This window comes from Longimicrobiaceae bacterium (assembly GCA_036375715.1).
In the GTDB taxonomy this organism is placed as follows: domain Bacteria; phylum Gemmatimonadota; class Gemmatimonadetes; order Longimicrobiales; family Longimicrobiaceae; genus DASVBS01.
Window position 1 is genome coordinate 1 of the sequence record DASVBS010000006.1, and the last position, 15597, is coordinate 15597.

The window sequence follows — 15597 nt, forward strand, 5'->3', positions numbered from 1 at the left end:
TCTGGCGATCGCCGTGGTGGGCGGGCTCTCCGTTTCCATGTTGTTGACGCTTTTCGTGGTGCCCTGCACCTACGTGATCCTCCAGCGCGCGGGCGACCGCTGGAAGGCATGGATCACCGGTCGCGCACCGGTACCCGCCACAGCCGCATCGCACCCTCAGCAGGTGGAAGTACCGGCTGGCGGTGACTGAGCGTGGTCTGAGAAAACGGGAGGGGCGCCGCGCGGCGCCCTTCTTCATGACTTCTTCACGAGGGTATGAGAACTGGGGTCAGGCATCGTCGGCTTGATTCCGCTCTCGGCACGAGTTCAGCCGGCGGACGGTGCACGGGCATATACCTCGAGCCAGGGGGCCCGCTCCCTGCGCTCGATCGTGGCAAGAATCTGCTTCACAACCGGCTCCTCGAGCCGGGCCCAGGGGAGGGTCCATCGGTCCGCGATGGGAACGAGGTTGTCGCCGACTACCCGCACCGACTCGAAACCTGCCTCCTGGAGCAGGCGCGCGAGCGAAGCCGCCGTGTAGCCGGTGCGGTAGGGGAAGCCCAGCAGGTTGTTGTGGGCGAGGGCCGCACGGGCAAACGACCTGCCCGGTCCCTCCAGGCGTCGCCGGTATCGCACATAGAACTCGCCGCTCGGCACGCGTATGGCGATGTGCCCTCCGGACCGCAGCCGATCGCGAGCGGCACGAACGACCTCCCGCGGGTTCGGTAGCTGATCAAAACAGTTCCAGATCACCACCGCGTCGTAGGGTGGCTCCATCGGGGCATCGGTGATCTCACCCTCGAACACGCGAAACCCGGCTTCGCGTGCGAAAGCGACGGCGGCCGGGTTCACGTCCACTCCGTCGACGACCCATCCTTTCGCTTTCGCGGCCGCCTGAAATGCCCCCACATAGCTGCCGATCTCCAGCGCCCGACCGGCATGCCCCACCAGCCGGGTCAGGCGTCGGGCCTGTCGACCGTAGCTGCGCTTCTGCGCCTCGAAGAGACCTTTCAGTACCCCCTGATCGAGAGCTTCGCCCGCATACAGATCGACCAGATCGCGGCTGCGCTCACGCGGGTTCCGGTAGATCGAGCCGCACTCCCGGCAGCGGCTGAGACGGATTGGCGGATCCTGGGAGAAGACCACGCGATCCATCAGGAAGCGCGGCGGAGTGCCCGGACGGAGCCGGCGAATGTGGAATTCCCACAGCTCCTCGAGCTCCCGCGAGATGGCTTCCCGAGATGCGACCTCGTCGTCGTCGGGACTGTCGCACACCGGGCAGGTAGCGAGCTCGTAGGCCGTGTTCATACGGCAATACTGCGGGCACGCACCATGCCGTTCAGCCGATCCGAAGGGACGCCATGAATGTGCGCAAATGTGCGGCGTTCCCGTCGCACATTCGGAGTCCTTGTGCAATGCGAATTTCCAGCGTAGGCTTCATACGCCCGTTGAATGTCCAGGTCGACATCCTTGACGAAGTGAGGATTGATGCCCGATCGGAGCGAAAAGGTCCAGGCGCGAGTTCGCGAGGAGCTCGAGAAAAATCCCGATGCGACCACGAAGGAACTGCAGGAGGCCGCCAAGAGCGTCGACGCGTCCATAGGTGAGCTATCGCTCCGCCAGTTCAATGCGGGCTATGTGCTGCCATTGAAGCGGAGCGGTGTCGGGCGCGGGCGGAAGGCAAAGACGGGTGCCGGTGCTGCCGCGGGAGCTGCGGGCGGGCGCCGCCGAGGAGGACGGAGAAGGGCGGCCCCACAGCCTTCCGCCGAGGCCCCGGCGCCGAGGCGCGCCGCCCGGGCCCCTACGGCGGCTTCGACGGCCAGCGGCGCTGCCGACATCGATCGGGATCGAGTGAGGAACACCCTCCTGGAGTTCGCGCGCGATTTCTCCGACGCCGAAAGTCGCGCGGAGATCGTCGGGGTGCTCAGCAATCTCGATCGCTACGTAGACAAGATCGTGCGGTCGCGGAAGTAAGCACGCAGCGGGGTCGCCTCGCGGTGGCCCCGCATCGCCCCCTGGCGAAGCAAACGTTGCAGGTGGAAAGACCACGCCCCGACCTATGAGAGCGGTGCTCAACGGCTTTCACGGGTCGGGGTGACGTGGGCTTTTTTGTGCTCCTTACCCGCGTTCAGAAGCGCAATCCTGAACCGAGCGGCGGTGGGAGATTCGGGACGTGCGGGTACGGACCGTCAGTCCAGCTCGCTCTCCGAGGTAATGATCTTCCCGACGAGTCCGTACTCCTGGGCCTCACTGGCGGAGAGCCAGAAGTTTCGCCTCGTATCCTCTTCGATGCGCTCGATCGGCTGCCCGGTCTGCTCGGCGAACAGCCGGTTCAGGCGCTCCCGCATACGGATGATCTCCCGCGCCTCGATGTCGATGTCGGCCGCGGTTCCGCCCACGCCGCCCGCGGGCTGGTGCAGCAGGAAGCGCGTGTGGGGCAGGCAGTAGCGGTCCTTCCGATCCACCGCCACGTAGATCAGCGCCCCGGCGCTCGCCACCCAGCCCGTGCCGATGATCCGCACCCGCGGCCGCACGAAGCGGATCATGTCGTGGATGGTGTCGCCGGACTCGACGTGTCCACCCTGCGAGTTGATGAAGATGTTGATGGGCTCCTCCGACTCGGAGGCCATCGCCAGGAGCTGGGCGATGACGCTGGAGGCGAGGCGCTGGTTGACCTCTCCGCTGATGATGATCGTGCGGTTCTTGAAGAGCCGCTCGCGAATCGGATCGGTCAGCGGAGTCGTCGGCATGTCCGACTTTTGCTGATCCGGGGCCTGCGCCGGCTCCTCGTCCTCGTCGTTCAGCCTGATGTAGTCGCTCATTTTGCTCGCTCGGTTCGTAAGGCCGCCGGGGTCGTCCGTCTTCCCCGTGCCGGCGCCGATCTACGGGTTCAGTCGAAATCCGTGGGGAGCTCCGGATTCCGCAGGTGGTCGAACATGCGCTTCAGCTGAGCGCCGGTGACCCTCCCCTCCGAAAGCGGCGGAAGCTCGTCCTCGCTGAAGAAGCCCACCTCGCTCGTCTCGACGCTGCCGTTCGCCTCGCCCCCGGTGATCTCGCATCGGATGAAGAGCTTGTACACTGACCACGGCAGGCGCGAGGGGGCGTGCCGATCCCGGTCGTACACCGCCAGCAGCTTCACCGCACGCGTGGTGAAGCCCGACTCCTCGAAGATCTCCTTCTCCACCGCCTCGCGCGGCGACTCGCCGGCGTCCGCCCAGCCGCCCGGCAGCGTCCACCTCCCATCCTCCACTTCGCGGACCAGCAACACCTGTTTCCCGCGAAAGACCACCCCTCGCACGTCGACCTTGGGAGTGGCGTACCCCTGCTCGGCCTCCAGCAAGCGACGCATCTCGTCTACCGGAAGGCCTGTCGGCTGCGCCAGCATCTCCGCCGCGATCTGCGTCAGCTCGTCGTACCTCTGTCGATCGAAAACGGTGCCTGCGTAGGTGCGCCCGTTCTGTGCCAGCGCCGCGATGCGCCGCGCCCACCTCAGCCACGGCCCGTCCACCATTCTGATCCGCTCCCGTCGCTCGAGTGCACGATGCTTGCCCCCGCGAGGCGGCGGGTCTATTACGTAGGCGCGAACTCCCGTATTCTCGTTTCCTACCCCTGGAGACACAAGTGCACGCGAAAAAGGTGGTGCTGGCATACAGCGGTGGTCTCGACACTGCCTGCATTCTCAAGGTGCTGCAGCAGCGCGGCTACGAGGTGATCGCCTACGTCGCCGACGTGGGTCAGCAGGAGGATTTCGACGAGATCGCCGATCGCGCCCGCCGGACCGGCGCGTCCAAGGTGTACGTGGAGAACCTGCAGCGGGAGTTCGTCACCGACTTCATCTTCCCGGCCATCGCCGGCAACGCCGTCTACGAGAACCGCTACCTGCTGGGGACGTCGCTGGCGCGCCCGGTGATCGCCAAGAAGCAGGTGGAGATCGCACTGGAGGAGGACGCCTCTCACGTGGCGCACGGTGCCACCGGGAAGGGGAACGACCAGGTCCGCTTCGAGCTTGCCTACGCGGCGCTCGCCCCGCACCTGCAGGTCATCTCGCTCTGGAAGGACCGCGAGTTCCTGCAGCAGTTCCGGGGTCGAAGCGACCTGCTCGCCTTCGCCCGACAGCACGACATCCCGGTCGAGGCCACCGCCGAGAAGCCATACTCCAGCGACGAGAATCTCATGCACCGCTCCTATGAGGCGGGGCTGCTGGAGGATCCCTTCGCTCCGCCTCCCGCGGACATGTTCAAGCTCACGGTCGCGCCGGAGGACGCCCCCGACGTCCCTGAACACATCGAGATCGAGTTCAAGGACGCGACGCCGGTGCGGGTCGAGAATCTCGACGACGGCACGGTCTATATCGATCCGCTGGATCTCTTCGTCTATCTGAACAGGCTGGGAGGGCGCCACGGCATCGGCCGCGTCGACATGGTCGAGAACCGCTTCGTGGGGATCAAATCCCGCGGCGTCTACGAGACTCCGGGAGGCACGATCCTGCACTACGCCCTGCGCGACCTGGAAGGCGTGGCCATGGACCGCGAAGTGTTGCGCCTGCGGGATATGCTTTCGCCGCGCTTCGCCGAGATCATCTACAACGGCTTCTGGTTCTCGCCGGAGATGGACTTCATCGCGGCCGCGTTCTCCCAGGCGGAACGGCTGATCGACGGGCGGGTGCGGGTCAAGCTCTACAAGGGGAACGTGATCTGCGAAGGGCGGGAGTCACCCAGCTCGCTCTACGATCGCGAGCTCTCGTCGATGGACGTGGCGGGCGGCTACGATCAGGAAGACGCTCGGGGCTTCATTCGCATCAACGCACTGCGGCTTCGCGCGCACAAGCTGATTCTCCGCAAGACGGGGCAGGACGAGTAGGATCGCGGTTCCCCGACGGAGCCCATCCTACTCACCCTACGCGGGATGCCGCTGCGATGAAGTCGGGGCGTCACCACTGCCCTGAGCCGCGAAAGAAGAGGATGCTGGCGACGATCTGAACCAAGTGGAAAAGGTCGTTGTGATCGAAGGGGCGGCCGTGCCAGACGCGAGTCTGCTGGACGGCTGCCCCTAGCAGCGAAATGGTCACGCCGCCCACGATCCACCAGCCCTCGCCGCCCAGCACACCCGCTCGCAGTCCCCAGCAGGCCACCAGCCCCAGTACGACCAGCGATATTCCCGAGTCCGCGGCGACGAGGCCAAAGCTCCACGATCCCCGCAAGCGCCAGAGCACGACCGCGAACTTCACCACACCTGCGCCGAGGAGCAGGGTGTGGGTCAGAGGAGAGATCCCTACCTGCGCCGCGACCACCATGAGGCTGAAGCCGACTCCCGCGGTGAGTACCAGGGTCAGTCGCCATAGGCGGCGGGAGGCCTCCGGCGATGCGCGATACCGCAGGCCGTGAAAGAGGCCTCCCATCAGCGCTGCGGCCGAGGTGAAACCGAAGGCGAGGCTCCACGCGGCGAACCAGCCGTCCGCACCGCTCTCCAGGCGCGCCAGGACGCGTACCGCCAGCGCACCCGCTACCAACGAGAGCAGCAGGTCGGTGAGCATGGTGATCTGCTCGGATTGGAGCGAAGGGGACTGCGTCATAGAAGCCCAACAGATCGCTCGCGGTGCGGTTCAGCTCGGAAGGCGTCGCAATGGTCGTGACAAGGATCGGGAATGCGTGCGGTTGCTCCCGCGCTCCACCCCGGTCGTGATGATCCGGCATCTACGTTGCGAGTGTCGGAGGAGTGTCCCCCTTGCCGTGCCCTCCTCCGGCCCCTTCGCGGGAAAATGCCGCCCCTGAGCTCAGCTGACCGCTCCGATCTCGCCCGCCTCGAGCGTTCGCGCGCGCTTGCGCGCCTCCTCGACACAGCCATCACCATTCCGGGCACGCGCTTCCGGATCGGTCTCGATCCGCTGCTGGGTCTGATCCCCGGCGTGGGAGATCTCGCGGGCGTCCTGCTCTCTGCCTCGATCCTCGTTGCCGCTGCGCGGCTACGGGTGCCCGTTCCGGTCCTGATTCGCATGGGCTTCAACATCGGCCTCGAGGCGTTGATCGGCACGGTGCCGATTCTCGGCGACCTGTTCGACGCCGGTTGGCGCGCGAACACGCGAAACGTCAGTCTCATCGAGACGCATCTCGCAAACCCTCTAGCCTCGGGGCGAGCCGGCAGCCGCTGGCTTTTCCTGACGGCGGCATCGATTGCCGTCCTGCTGGTGCTCCTGGTCGGCGCCGGCGCCTGGCTGGCGATCGAGCTGCTGCGGCTACTCGGGTTCGGTTGACCTACACCGCCTGGGAAACCCGCGTCCGCAGCCACGCGGCCACCGGACCGGCCCCGAGCTGCACCCAGAATTTGGCCAGAAGCAGGCCTGGCAGTGCCGCTGCCAGCGGGATGCCGGCGAGGGAGAGGAAGATCACGCTGTCGACCACGCTGCCCACAATTCCCGAGAGCACGACCGCCAGCACGAACCGACGCTCCTGCAGCGGAGTGTAGACCGCAAAGTCGACCAGCTCGGAGAAGAGGAAGGCCGAACCGGAGGCCACCGCCAGACGCGGGCTGACCAGCACCGAGAGCACCGTCCCCCCCAGAATCGCTACAATCGCCCAGCGACGCCCCGCCGCCCGCTGGACCACGTCACGCGCAACGAAGGTCACCCCTGCGGCGAAGGATCCGGAGGGAGCCATCAGACCAAACCCGACGGGGAGAAGGTGGGTCCCGTCCGGCAGCACTGCGGTGCCCACGTGCCGGATGAGCCAGTTCGCCGCGACGATGCTCGCGCAGTAGATGATCAGGGCCAGGTACGCCATTCGTTCCGAGCGACCGTATCAAATCACAGAAAGGCCGGCGACACGGATCGCCGGCCGGACGACCTGAGGGCCCCGCAGCTTCCTTCTTCGCGCCGGGGCTACATCCGCGGACCCTCACGCAGATGCGGACATCTGCTCCAGAAACAACATCTGAGTCGGATACGCGAAGCCGATTCCCGCCTCAGCGCAATCGCGCATGATCGTCAGGTTGATCTCCTGCTGAATATCCATGTAACGAGTGTAGTCGGGAACCAGCACGTAATACACAACCTCGTAGACGAGCGCCCATTCACCGAACGAGGAGAAATGTGCGCGGTCGAAGCGCACATCCTCCTGGGCCTCCACTGCCCGTCTAGCGATCTCGGCTGCCTGCCGGGCCAGCTCCGGTGGAGTGCCGTACGGGATCCGGAAGTTGAAAACCACTCTGCGCTCGAACATCCGCTTGTAGTTGCGGATGCGGCTCTGCAGAAGGTCGGAGTTGGAGAAGACGAGCTGCTCGCCGGAGAGGCTACGGAGACGGGTGGTCTTCAGCCCGATCTTCTCTACACTCCCCAACATGTCCCCGACCGCGATGAAGTCACCGTAGACGAACGGCTTGTCGAGAACGATCGAGAGAGAGGCGAAGAGATCGCCGAGGATGTTCTGCACCGCGAGAGCCACCGCCACGCCGCCGATCCCCAAACCGGCCACCATCGCGGTGACCTCGATGCCCAGGTTGTCCAGGGCCACGAGGACGACCACGACCCAGACCAGCACCATCCCGAGGAAGCCGAGGGCCCGCACCGTCGTGATGCTGGACGGATCGTCGGCGAGCTTGACCCGCGTGTAGTGCGTGACGTAGGCCCGGATGGCGGTGACTCCCCAGATGCCGATCTGCGCCAGGGTCGCCAGGGCTGCACCACGAACGACGATTCTGCGGACATCCTCGGGAAGGTCCAGGAAGAGACTTCCCGCCCAGATCGCGACGACGGCCAGGTACCAGGTCCGGGTTGCGGAGACAGATTCGGCCGCGACGTCGTCGACGTCCGTGCGCGTGGTACGGATCAGACGACGTAGCTGTGGGAGTGCAAACCGTCTCAGGAGGCTGAGCCCCGCGAACACCAGCAGGCCGGTGGCGAGCGCTAGGATCCAGGTGTACAGTGTGTTGTGATAGAATTCCCAGGCCGCAGGCTCCAACGTCATCTCCCTATAGCTGGTCCACGTCTGCCACTTTCCAGAGCTCGTGTCGTGTCAGGCCGGGGTCCCGTCGCGCCGCCTCGCGCAGGGAGCGCAACTCCTCCCGGCTGATGAGCTGCTTCCGCACGAGCATCTCGGCGAGCTGCTCGAGGAAGTTGGCATAGAACACGAGCGGAGCGCGGCTGCTGTCGGCGTCGGTCTCCGGTTCCTCGTCGGCGACCTCCAGACCGGGGTCGGAAAGCGAGATCCGGTACTTGACCCGGTCCTCGAAGGGGGACCACTCCTCCACCTCCAGCCGCATGCGCCGGGGTTCGTCCTGGATCCCCTGACGAACCACGGCGAAGGTTCCCTGTTCCATCGCCTTCCGCCGCAGGTCGAGCACGTCCTGCTCAGTCCCCACCAGCTTCGCACGAATTCGCAGGCCCGTCGCAGAAGCCTCTTCCCGGTACTCGTAGGGGTGCAGCTCCAGATCGTCGAGAATGAGGGAGCGAAGTGAGAGCTCCTCGGCCTCGCGCAGGATCAGCGTGTAGGTGTGGACGCCGGCGGATTCGCCGTAGGAGTTCCAGGAAACGCACCAGCGACCGGTGAACTCGCCCTGCTCGTCTTCGCTTCGCAGGGGTCGCTCACCGATGGTTGGCAAGAGCGTGGCGAGACGCTGGTGAAGGGCAGCGTCGGCGGTAACCACCCAGCCGTGCAGCTCCTGCAGCGACCGCCCGGTGTGGAGAGAACGGACCGAAGTCTCCTTGCGGATCTGAACGGCCAGCGGCGGGCCGTCCTGCAGCTGGAGACGAACTGTCTCTGGAGGAGCCATACGGTCTCAACCTCTCGAGGAACGCCCGCGCCCACCACCAGCGGCAGGACGCGGCGACCAAATTAGACCGTACGACCGCTCCGCGGCAAACCCGATCCGCGCGGGAAGCGTCTACACGACCTGCGGCTCGATCACTTCGTGATCGGAGCTCAGCTGCTCCAGGTACTCGGGCGTGCAGTACAGTCGGATCTCCCCCCGCTCGCGGTTCCGCATTCTCTGGCGCGCAAAGCAAACCGCCCGGCGGGCGGTGCAGAGCTGCTCCAGCGCCTCGGTGGCGCGGGCGTCGTCGGCTGTCACTCCGCCGCTGTCCTCCGGCCGGAGCCACCCCAGGTCCGCTGCAACCTGAGCTGCCGAGATCGCGTCGTTCGCGCTCGGATTGAACGGATCCCCGCCAATCTGCTGGATCAGCCGTTCCCTCTCGGTCAGAAATCGATAGACCAGTTCGACGTCCTGACGCACGCGCTCCGGGTCGGGAGCGGGGTGCGCTGTGCAGGAGACCAGCTCAGACCATTCATAGCCGGGGACGTCACTCGGCTCACCCCGGCGCCATCGCTCGGATGCTTGCTGCTCCGCCGCCTTCCGGTCCGGGGCACACACCCGGTACACCGCTCGTTGTCGGTGCACCACCTCTACTTCGAACTCCCGCTTCATGTCGTTGGCTGCTCCTACGTAGAAGGCATTGCAGCGGATCCTTGCAATCCCCGTGCTCCATCGCAGAGAAGGCCCCCGAAAGTGTGCCCGGAACGCCACGCCGTCCGCGTTAAGACGGCCCGGTGGGGTGCCGAAGCTCTTCAGAACCTCGAGCAGGCCAATGCACCCTCCCCGCGCCCGATGCCGGTCCATGCACCCGCGCCGGTGGTGATCCAGGAGATCGGAATGAACGCATCAGCCACGAGCCAGGAGCGGAGTGGCGAAAAGAGGGATGACCTCTTCGTCCTCCATTCGCACCACTACCATGCCGCGCTCCTGCGCGTGCTCTATGAGGCCTCCGGAATCGACGCGGTCCGGCTGCTGGAAGAGGCTGTCGGGGTCTGCGACGAAGTCTTCGCCGAGCCGGTTGAGCCCTCGAACGACAATGCACTCTCCCTGGTCGTGGAAGGGTTTCGGGCATCGGGGTTGGGGACGCTCGTGACGGACGCCCTTGCGACGGGCGGCACGGGGAGGGCTGAGCTGCGGGATTCCCATTCGGCGACCGCCTGGCGCCTGCGCTATCCCCCCGCCGACCGGCCGGTCTGCGGAATCGCCTCCGCGGCGCTGGGACGGTCGCTCAGCCTGCTTCTCGGGGAGCCGCGACGGTCCCGCGAGCTTGAATGCGCCGCAATGGGAGCGGAGCGGTGTCTTTTCGAGGTCGTGCCTGGCGAGCTTCGCGCGGGAGAAGCCGCGGCAGCGACCCGCAGGAACGTCGCACACGGAACCAGAGGATCCAACCCTCCCATCCCTAACAACGCCAGCGGGTCGGCGAGGAGTGCGCTCACCGACATTGATTCCCCCGCTGAGGTGTTCGCCCGGGCACATGAGCTGCCCGGTTCCCCGCTCGTGGCGCTGCCGGTCGACTTCTACGCGGCTATCACGCACCTGTTCACCACCGAGATCCCACGCGTCCGCGGCGCGAAGTTCGCGAACCTTCCCGGTATCCTGCTCACCGAGGCGGCGCATCGGAACGGCTTCCACCTGTTCGGGGAGGCACTTGAGGCGCAGGATCTGGATGGCGTAGACGAAGCGACTCGGGCGGAACGTCTGCTGGATGTGCTGGGCCGGCTCCGCTGGGGCACGTGGCGCATCCAGTCGTTCCTCCCGGGCGAGCGGTTGATCGTGCGGGCCTCTGATTCGTATGAGGGTCGCGGCCACCGCCGTCTCTTCGGTCGGACCCCGGCACCCCGCTGCACCGTCGCCGGCGGCGCACTGGCGGCGCTGATGAACCTGCTCTACCGCTCACCCTCGGAAATGCCCGCCCAGGCGCTCACACCCTCCTTCTACCACACACTCTTCCGCAATCCGCATAGCTTCCGCGCCGCGGAGACCCGCTGCGTGGCGATGGGAGATGCCGTTTGCGAGATCGTCGTAAACCCGCTGACGGTGTAACGACGGAGGCGAGGACTGTCGGAAGGGCGGGCACAGCGATCGAAACTGCCGGATCGGGGGGCTGATTGCAGCGGGGAGGGAGGTGAGTAGGGACGATGCGGCTATCCTCTCCGCGACATGGATCCGGACGAGAGGAGAATTCTAGCTAGCGGCTTCCCTTCAGCCAGCGCAGCAGCTCGAGCAACGAAGGAAGAGCAACAAGGAAGCCGACGCTTCGCAGGCCGAGGTTTCCGTAGGCCGCTTGCAGGGTGAAGCGGTCGGTGCGCAGGGCTTCCGGGAGCCTCCGAAGGCTGGGGATGAGGCGAGGTAGGCGGGCGTACGCGGCCGTCTGGTGGGGAAACTTGTTTTGCAGGTACGCTTCCTCGTCCAGCATGGTGGGGTAGTAGACGAGCACCACCATCGCAGTGAACAGGACGGCTCCCAGCAGCGGATCGCCCACGGTGATGAAGAGGGCGAGAAACATCGCCAGGCTACCCGAGTAGAGCGGATGCCGCACCATCCGGTAGATCCCGGTGCTGGTGATCTCCTGGTTCTTCCGGAGATTTCCCGATCCCCACACGCGGATGCCGACCCCCGCGATCATCAGGACCCACGGCAGCAGAAAGGCCGGATCCAGACGTGGGTGGATGAGGTCGGATGGCATCGCCGGCCCGAACCACGCGAGCACGAGGACGGCCGCCACGAAGATGGCCGTCAGGAACGGACGCCGGCGACGAATCCAGCGGATGACTTTTCCCGGAGCGCCGTGATCCCGACGCTGTGACGCGGCCACCCCGGCTGTCAATCGAGGAGCCGCAGGGGCATGACGAGGCAGAGGAAGTCCGGGGTGTCCTCGTTGCCGATGGGCTCCATCGTTGCGGCCCGCTCCGGCGCCTTGAAGCTCAGTTTCACCTCGTCCGTGGGCATGTACCGGAGCAGCTCGAGCAGATAGTTCGCATTGAAGCCGATCTCCAGCGGAGCGCCCTCGTACTCCACCGCGAGCTCCTCCGAGGCCTCACCGAGATCGGGCGTCTGTACGGAGAATTTGAGCATCGGCCCACCCAGGGAGAGGCGGATCCGGTGGGTCTGATCGGAGGCGACGATGGCCATTCGCCGGATCGCCGCGTTGAGCGCGGCCTTGTCGGCGATCAGGATCTTATCGTTGTCCTTGGGGATGACCTGCTCGTAGTTCGGATAGGGGCCTTCGATCAGCCGGGTGTAGATCTGTACCCCGTTGCCCCGGAAGCCCAGGTGGTTCTCGGAGCGGCCCACCTCCACCTCGTCTCCGGGCGCAAACAGCTTCTGCACCTGCGCCAGCGCGCGCGGATGCACGATCAGATCAGCGGTGACCCCCGATCCCTGCCGAGGGACGGTCATCTTGGCGAGGCGATGGCCGTTGGTGGCGACCATCCGCATCTCCCCCTCGCGCAGCTCCCACAACACGCCGTTCAGAATCGGCCGGGTCTCCTCGGTCGACACAGCGAAGGCCACATGAGAGATCAGCTGGTTCAGCTCGGCCCCCGTGAGCTGCCAGCTGGTGTCGAAGCTGACGCTCGGGAAAGCCGGGAACTCGTCCTTGGGCAACCCGTTCAGGCGGAAGCGGGTACGCCCGCTGTTCAGGGTCACGGCGTCACCCTGGGTAGCCACGACGACCGGGGAGGGTGGGAGCTCTCGGGCGATCTCCTGGAGCTTGCGAGCGGGTGCGGTGATCGCCCCCACCTCCTCGACCTCTGCCGGCACACGAACCGATACGGCCGTATCCAGGTCGGTCCCGCTGAAGCGCACGCCGTCCCCCTCGGTCTCGACGAGGAGATTCGACAGAACCGGCAGCGTCGTCCGGGTCGGAATGCTCCCCACGACGGCCGCCAGCCCCTCCTGTAGCTTCTCCCGCGTAATCGTGAATCTCATCTCGGTCTCGTAAGCGTCCGGTAACGGGACCACCGTCCGGTGGGCCAAGGATCATCCCGGCGACGGACGTGCACCCGAGGGGGTCCACGCCGCGATTCCACAGGGAACTACACCAGCACCACCCTGATTGATTTACCTCGTAACAGTAGTAGAGGACGTGGAAAGGTGGAAAGCCGCACTGACATCTCCGTAACCGCTTGCGGCTCACCCACCTGTGCCGCTGCTTGACGCTGTGGAAACGGTGCGGAAAGCGGCTTCGTTACTCCACCGCCAACTTCAGCTTCCCACAGTCACGAAATCTCTCCACATCAATCCCCACAATTTCCACTCCGTTATCCACCGCCGTCTCGCGCTCAGCCCCGGCCGCCGGTGAGCTGGCGTCGCAGCTGCTCCACCCGCGCGGCTAGCTCGGGATTCGTCTGGAGCTCCTCCTCCACCTTGGTGATGGAATGGATCACGGTGGAATGGTCCCGGCCCCCGAACAGGCGTCCGATCTCCACCAATGAGAGGTCGAACAGCTCCTTGATCAGGTACATGGCCACCTGGCGGGGCACGGTGAGCGTCTTCGTCCGCTTCGGCGATTGCAGCGCCTCCGGAGAGACCTTCCACTCCTCGGCCACCTTGCGGCGGACGAGGTCGGGACTCACCTGCTCGGCGTCCTCGGGAGCAGCGCGCAGCACGCCCCCGAGCACCTCGCGCGCGAGGTCGAGAGTGATCTCCCGGCGAGTGAGCGAGGAGTAGGCGAGCAGTTTGATCACGGCGCCCTCGATCTCGCGGACGGACGAGGTGCAGTGCCGCGCGATGAACTCGAGCACCTCCTCCATCGAGGAGATCTCGAGGCCGTCCTCCTCCACCCGATTCCGCAGGATCGCCACCCGGGTCTCGAAGTCGGGCGGCTTGATGTCTGCCACCATCCCCCACTCGAAGCGGGAGATCAGCCGATCCTCGAGACCGATCTCCTTGGGGGGACGATCGGAGGTCAGGACGATCTGCCGCTGCGCGTCGTAGAGGGCGTTGAAGGTGTGGAAGAATTCCTCCTGCGTCCTCTCCTTCCCTTCGAGGAACTGGATGTCGTCCACCAGCAGGAGATCGATCTGCCGGTACGCGCGCCGAAACTCGGCCATCGTCCCTTCCTGGATCGCGTTCACCAGCTCGTTGGTGAAGCGTTCCGAGGAGATGTAGACGACACGCTTCTCGGGCGATTTGGCCGCGATCGCGTGCCCGATGGCGTGCATCAGGTGCGTCTTGCCGAGCCCCACGCCGCCATACAGGAAGAGCGGGTTGTACATGCGGGCCGGCGCCTCCGCCACGGCGTGCGCGGTGGCTGCGGCCAATTGATTGTTGTTCCCGACCACGAAGCGGTCGAAGGTGTACCGCTCGTTGAGGGGGGTGCCGACGCGGGTGTGGCTGCTCGACGTCGAAACCTTTACGAAAGGCGCTTGCGGCGTACGGGGAGCCGAGCTTGCTGGCGGTGCTGCGGCGTCGAGGCCCATGGGCAGTGGAAGCTGCTGAAGGTTCGCCTCGCCGTCGTGCCGCACGGAGAGCCGGAGTCTGCGGCCGAACAGCTTCTCGGAGAGGGAGGAGAGGAGCTCGGCGTATTTGTCCTCGACCCAATCCGCTGCAAAGGGATTGGGAGTGGCGATGATCAGAGTGTCTTGCGAGAAGGCGACCGCCTCGGTCGGGGCGAGCCAGGTCCGGTAGGCTTGCTCGGGCAGCGTCGCCCTGGCCTCGTCCAGGATCTGCGACCAGACCTCGGCTGCGGTCAACTCCATGCAACCCCTCGAAATCCCACGAGCTGTCTAACGGAAGCGGAGCGCCAACCTAGGCGCCGGCTGTGGAAAAGTCAACCCGTGGACGTCTCCCTAGAGGAAGGCTCGCAGCTCCTGCTGACACCCCTCCTCACGAGGCCCGGAAGGGGCCGGAAGCCTGCCTCGAGGCACCCGCAGCGAAGACCAGTCAACGACCATCCGCACGGCCTCCGATACACCTTGACGCCGGCACAGCGGTTGACGTCAGCAGCTCGAGCGACTAATTTCCACGGTCTATGTCGCCGCAGAAACCGTGATCATCGAACTGCCGTAAGAGGATCTGATGAAGCCGTCCTATCGTCCGCGCAATCGCAAGCGCATCAACAAGCATGGATTTCGCGCTCGCATGGCGACCAAGGCCGGGAGGAAGGTCCTCAACGCGCGTCGTCGCAAGGGGCGGCACCAGCTGGTGGTTGCGATTCGCGGCAAGTAGGCGGTCCTGCCGCCCGTGCCCTGAGATGGAGGGGGCGCGTCCGGGGGGGCGAAAGGGATTCGGTCTCCCGAGAATCGCCCGTATCACGGCTTCCGGAGAGATCCGGGCGTTGTTCAGACGGGGGAAGCGGAAGAGAACACGTCATCTGGATGTGTTCGTCTCCACTTCCCCCGTCTCGCATTCGCGACTGGGGCTGGTCGTGCCGAAACACAAGCAGACGGCCGTCCGGCGAAATCGCCTGAAGCGGCGACTCAGGGAGGCGGGTCGGCGCGAGTTGCTACCGCGCCTGGACGCCGGCGGTTGTACCTTCGATGTGCTGATTCGCGCCCGCCCCGAGGCGTATGTGGCCAGCTATGAGTCGCTCCGAACGGAGATGGTCCGGCTCGCCGAGGAGCTATGCTCCAGCGCATCCTGATTGCCGCGGTTCGCTTTTATCGTACTGCGATCTCGCCGCTCACGCCGCCTTCGTGCCGGTTCACTCCGACCTGCTCCGCCTACGCTCTGGAGGCCATTGAGCGGTACGGAGCGGCCCGGGGGAGCTGGTTGGCTCTGCGCCGGCTGCTGCGATGCCACCCCTTCTGCAAAGGTGGGTATGACCCCGTGCCCTGAGCCGCCGACATCACGCGGAGCCCGGAGATCGCCGGG

At 65.8% G+C, this 15597-nt stretch carries 19 protein-coding genes; 8 read left to right on the forward strand and 11 right to left on the reverse strand.

All coding sequences use genetic code 11. The annotated features are described in order from the left end of the window. On the forward strand, nt 1–190 hold a 190-nt coding region (locus VF167_01075), incomplete at its 5' end, for a hypothetical protein (GenBank protein HEX6923992.1). Nucleotides 191–306: 116 nt separating this feature from the next. Here the strand turns inward: VF167_01075 and VF167_01080 are convergent. Then, the gene (locus VF167_01080) at nt 307–1287 is read right to left on the reverse strand and encodes a class I SAM-dependent methyltransferase (protein ID HEX6923993.1); all 981 of its coding nucleotides are present in this window, start codon (nt 1285–1287) and stop codon (nt 307–309) included. A gap of 180 nt (nt 1288–1467) precedes the next feature. Between VF167_01080 and VF167_01085 the strand changes: the two genes are divergently transcribed. Further along, entirely contained in the window at nt 1468–1953 is a 486-nt protein-coding gene (locus tag VF167_01085) for a hypothetical protein (GenBank protein HEX6923994.1), read from the forward strand. Between the two features lie 215 nt (nt 1954–2168). Here VF167_01085 and VF167_01090 read toward each other — a convergent pair whose 3' ends face one another. Together VF167_01090 and VF167_01095 are read right to left on the reverse strand one after the other, a co-directional pair. Then, a complete protein-coding gene (locus tag VF167_01090; GenBank protein ID HEX6923995.1) occupies nt 2169–2801 on the reverse strand; it encodes an ATP-dependent Clp protease proteolytic subunit in 633 nt (210 codons plus the stop codon). Between the two features lie 68 nt (nt 2802–2869). Then, nucleotides 2870–3490: an NUDIX hydrolase gene (locus VF167_01095; protein ID HEX6923996.1), complete on the reverse strand. Its 621-nt coding sequence runs from the start codon at nt 3488–3490 to the stop codon at nt 2870–2872. 110 nt (nt 3491–3600) lie between these two features. Between VF167_01095 and VF167_01100 the strand changes: the two genes are divergently transcribed. Next, the gene (locus VF167_01100; GenBank protein HEX6923997.1) at nt 3601–4839 is read left to right on the forward strand and encodes an argininosuccinate synthase; all 1239 of its coding nucleotides are present in this window, start codon (nt 3601–3603) and stop codon (nt 4837–4839) included. 70 nt (nt 4840–4909) lie between these two features. Here VF167_01100 and VF167_01105 read toward each other — a convergent pair whose 3' ends face one another. Next, on the reverse strand, nt 4910–5551 hold the full coding sequence (locus VF167_01105) for a hypothetical protein (protein ID HEX6923998.1): 642 nt from the start codon (nt 5549–5551) through the stop codon (nt 4910–4912). Nucleotides 5552–5737: 186 nt separating this feature from the next. Between VF167_01105 and VF167_01110 the strand changes: the two genes are divergently transcribed. Then, the gene (locus VF167_01110) at nt 5738–6229 is read left to right on the forward strand and encodes a DUF4112 domain-containing protein (protein HEX6923999.1); all 492 of its coding nucleotides are present in this window, start codon (nt 5738–5740) and stop codon (nt 6227–6229) included. A 1-nt stretch (nt 6230) separates the two neighbouring features. On the opposite strand, the gene VF167_01115 is transcribed toward VF167_01110, so the two are convergent. The 4 genes from VF167_01115 to VF167_01130 all read right to left on the reverse strand — a co-directional run bounded on the left by VF167_01115 (nt 6231) and on the right by VF167_01130 (nt 9393). Continuing rightward, nucleotides 6231–6755, reverse strand: coding sequence for a VUT family protein (locus VF167_01115; protein ID HEX6924000.1), 525 nt, complete (start codon nt 6753–6755; stop codon nt 6231–6233). Nucleotides 6756–6869: 114 nt separating this feature from the next. Then, nucleotides 6870–7937, reverse strand: coding sequence for a mechanosensitive ion channel family protein (locus tag VF167_01120; GenBank protein ID HEX6924001.1), 1068 nt, complete (start codon nt 7935–7937; stop codon nt 6870–6872). 4 nt (nt 7938–7941) lie between these two features. Then, nucleotides 7942–8742: a hypothetical protein gene (locus VF167_01125; GenBank protein HEX6924002.1), complete on the reverse strand. Its 801-nt coding sequence runs from the start codon at nt 8740–8742 to the stop codon at nt 7942–7944. Between the two features lie 111 nt (nt 8743–8853). Further along, nucleotides 8854–9393 carry a hypothetical protein gene (locus VF167_01130; GenBank protein ID HEX6924003.1) on the reverse strand — a complete coding sequence of 180 codons (540 nt, stop codon included), beginning with the start codon at nt 9391–9393 and terminating at the stop codon, nt 8854–8856. 225 nt (nt 9394–9618) lie between these two features. Here VF167_01130 and VF167_01135 point away from each other — a divergent pair, with 225 nt between their 5' ends. Next, nucleotides 9619–10824 carry a V4R domain-containing protein gene (locus VF167_01135; GenBank protein HEX6924004.1) on the forward strand — a complete coding sequence of 402 codons (1206 nt, stop codon included), beginning with the start codon at nt 9619–9621 and terminating at the stop codon, nt 10822–10824. A 145-nt stretch (nt 10825–10969) separates the two neighbouring features. On the opposite strand, the gene VF167_01140 is transcribed toward VF167_01135, so the two are convergent. The 3 genes from VF167_01140 to dnaA form a co-directional block, all read right to left on the reverse strand. Next, complete coding sequence (locus tag VF167_01140) at nt 10970–11596, reverse strand: isoprenylcysteine carboxylmethyltransferase family protein (protein HEX6924005.1); 627 nt, start codon at nt 11594–11596, stop codon at nt 10970–10972. 8 nt (nt 11597–11604) lie between these two features. Further along, the gene (gene dnaN, locus VF167_01145; GenBank protein ID HEX6924006.1) at nt 11605–12711 is read right to left on the reverse strand and encodes a DNA polymerase III subunit beta; all 1107 of its coding nucleotides are present in this window, start codon (nt 12709–12711) and stop codon (nt 11605–11607) included. 353 nt (nt 12712–13064) lie between these two features. Next, the gene (dnaA, locus tag VF167_01150) at nt 13065–14483 is read right to left on the reverse strand and encodes a chromosomal replication initiator protein DnaA (GenBank protein HEX6924007.1); all 1419 of its coding nucleotides are present in this window, start codon (nt 14481–14483) and stop codon (nt 13065–13067) included. A gap of 319 nt (nt 14484–14802) precedes the next feature. On the opposite strand from dnaA, the gene rpmH reads away from it, so the two are divergent. From rpmH to yidD, 3 genes are read left to right on the forward strand one after another with little or no spacing between them, the layout of a single operon-like run. Beyond that, the gene (gene rpmH / locus VF167_01155; protein ID HEX6924008.1) at nt 14803–14952 is read left to right on the forward strand and encodes a 50S ribosomal protein L34; all 150 of its coding nucleotides are present in this window, start codon (nt 14803–14805) and stop codon (nt 14950–14952) included. Between the two features lie 25 nt (nt 14953–14977). Beyond that, a complete protein-coding gene (gene rnpA / locus VF167_01160; GenBank protein ID HEX6924009.1) occupies nt 14978–15367 on the forward strand; it encodes a ribonuclease P protein component in 390 nt (129 codons plus the stop codon). Further along, nucleotides 15349–15561, forward strand: a complete 213-nt coding sequence (gene yidD, locus VF167_01165; protein HEX6924010.1) for a membrane protein insertion efficiency factor YidD — start codon at nt 15349–15351, stop codon at nt 15559–15561. The genes rnpA and yidD overlap by 19 nt, the downstream gene beginning before the upstream one ends. Nucleotides 15562–15597 lie beyond the last annotated feature (36 nt).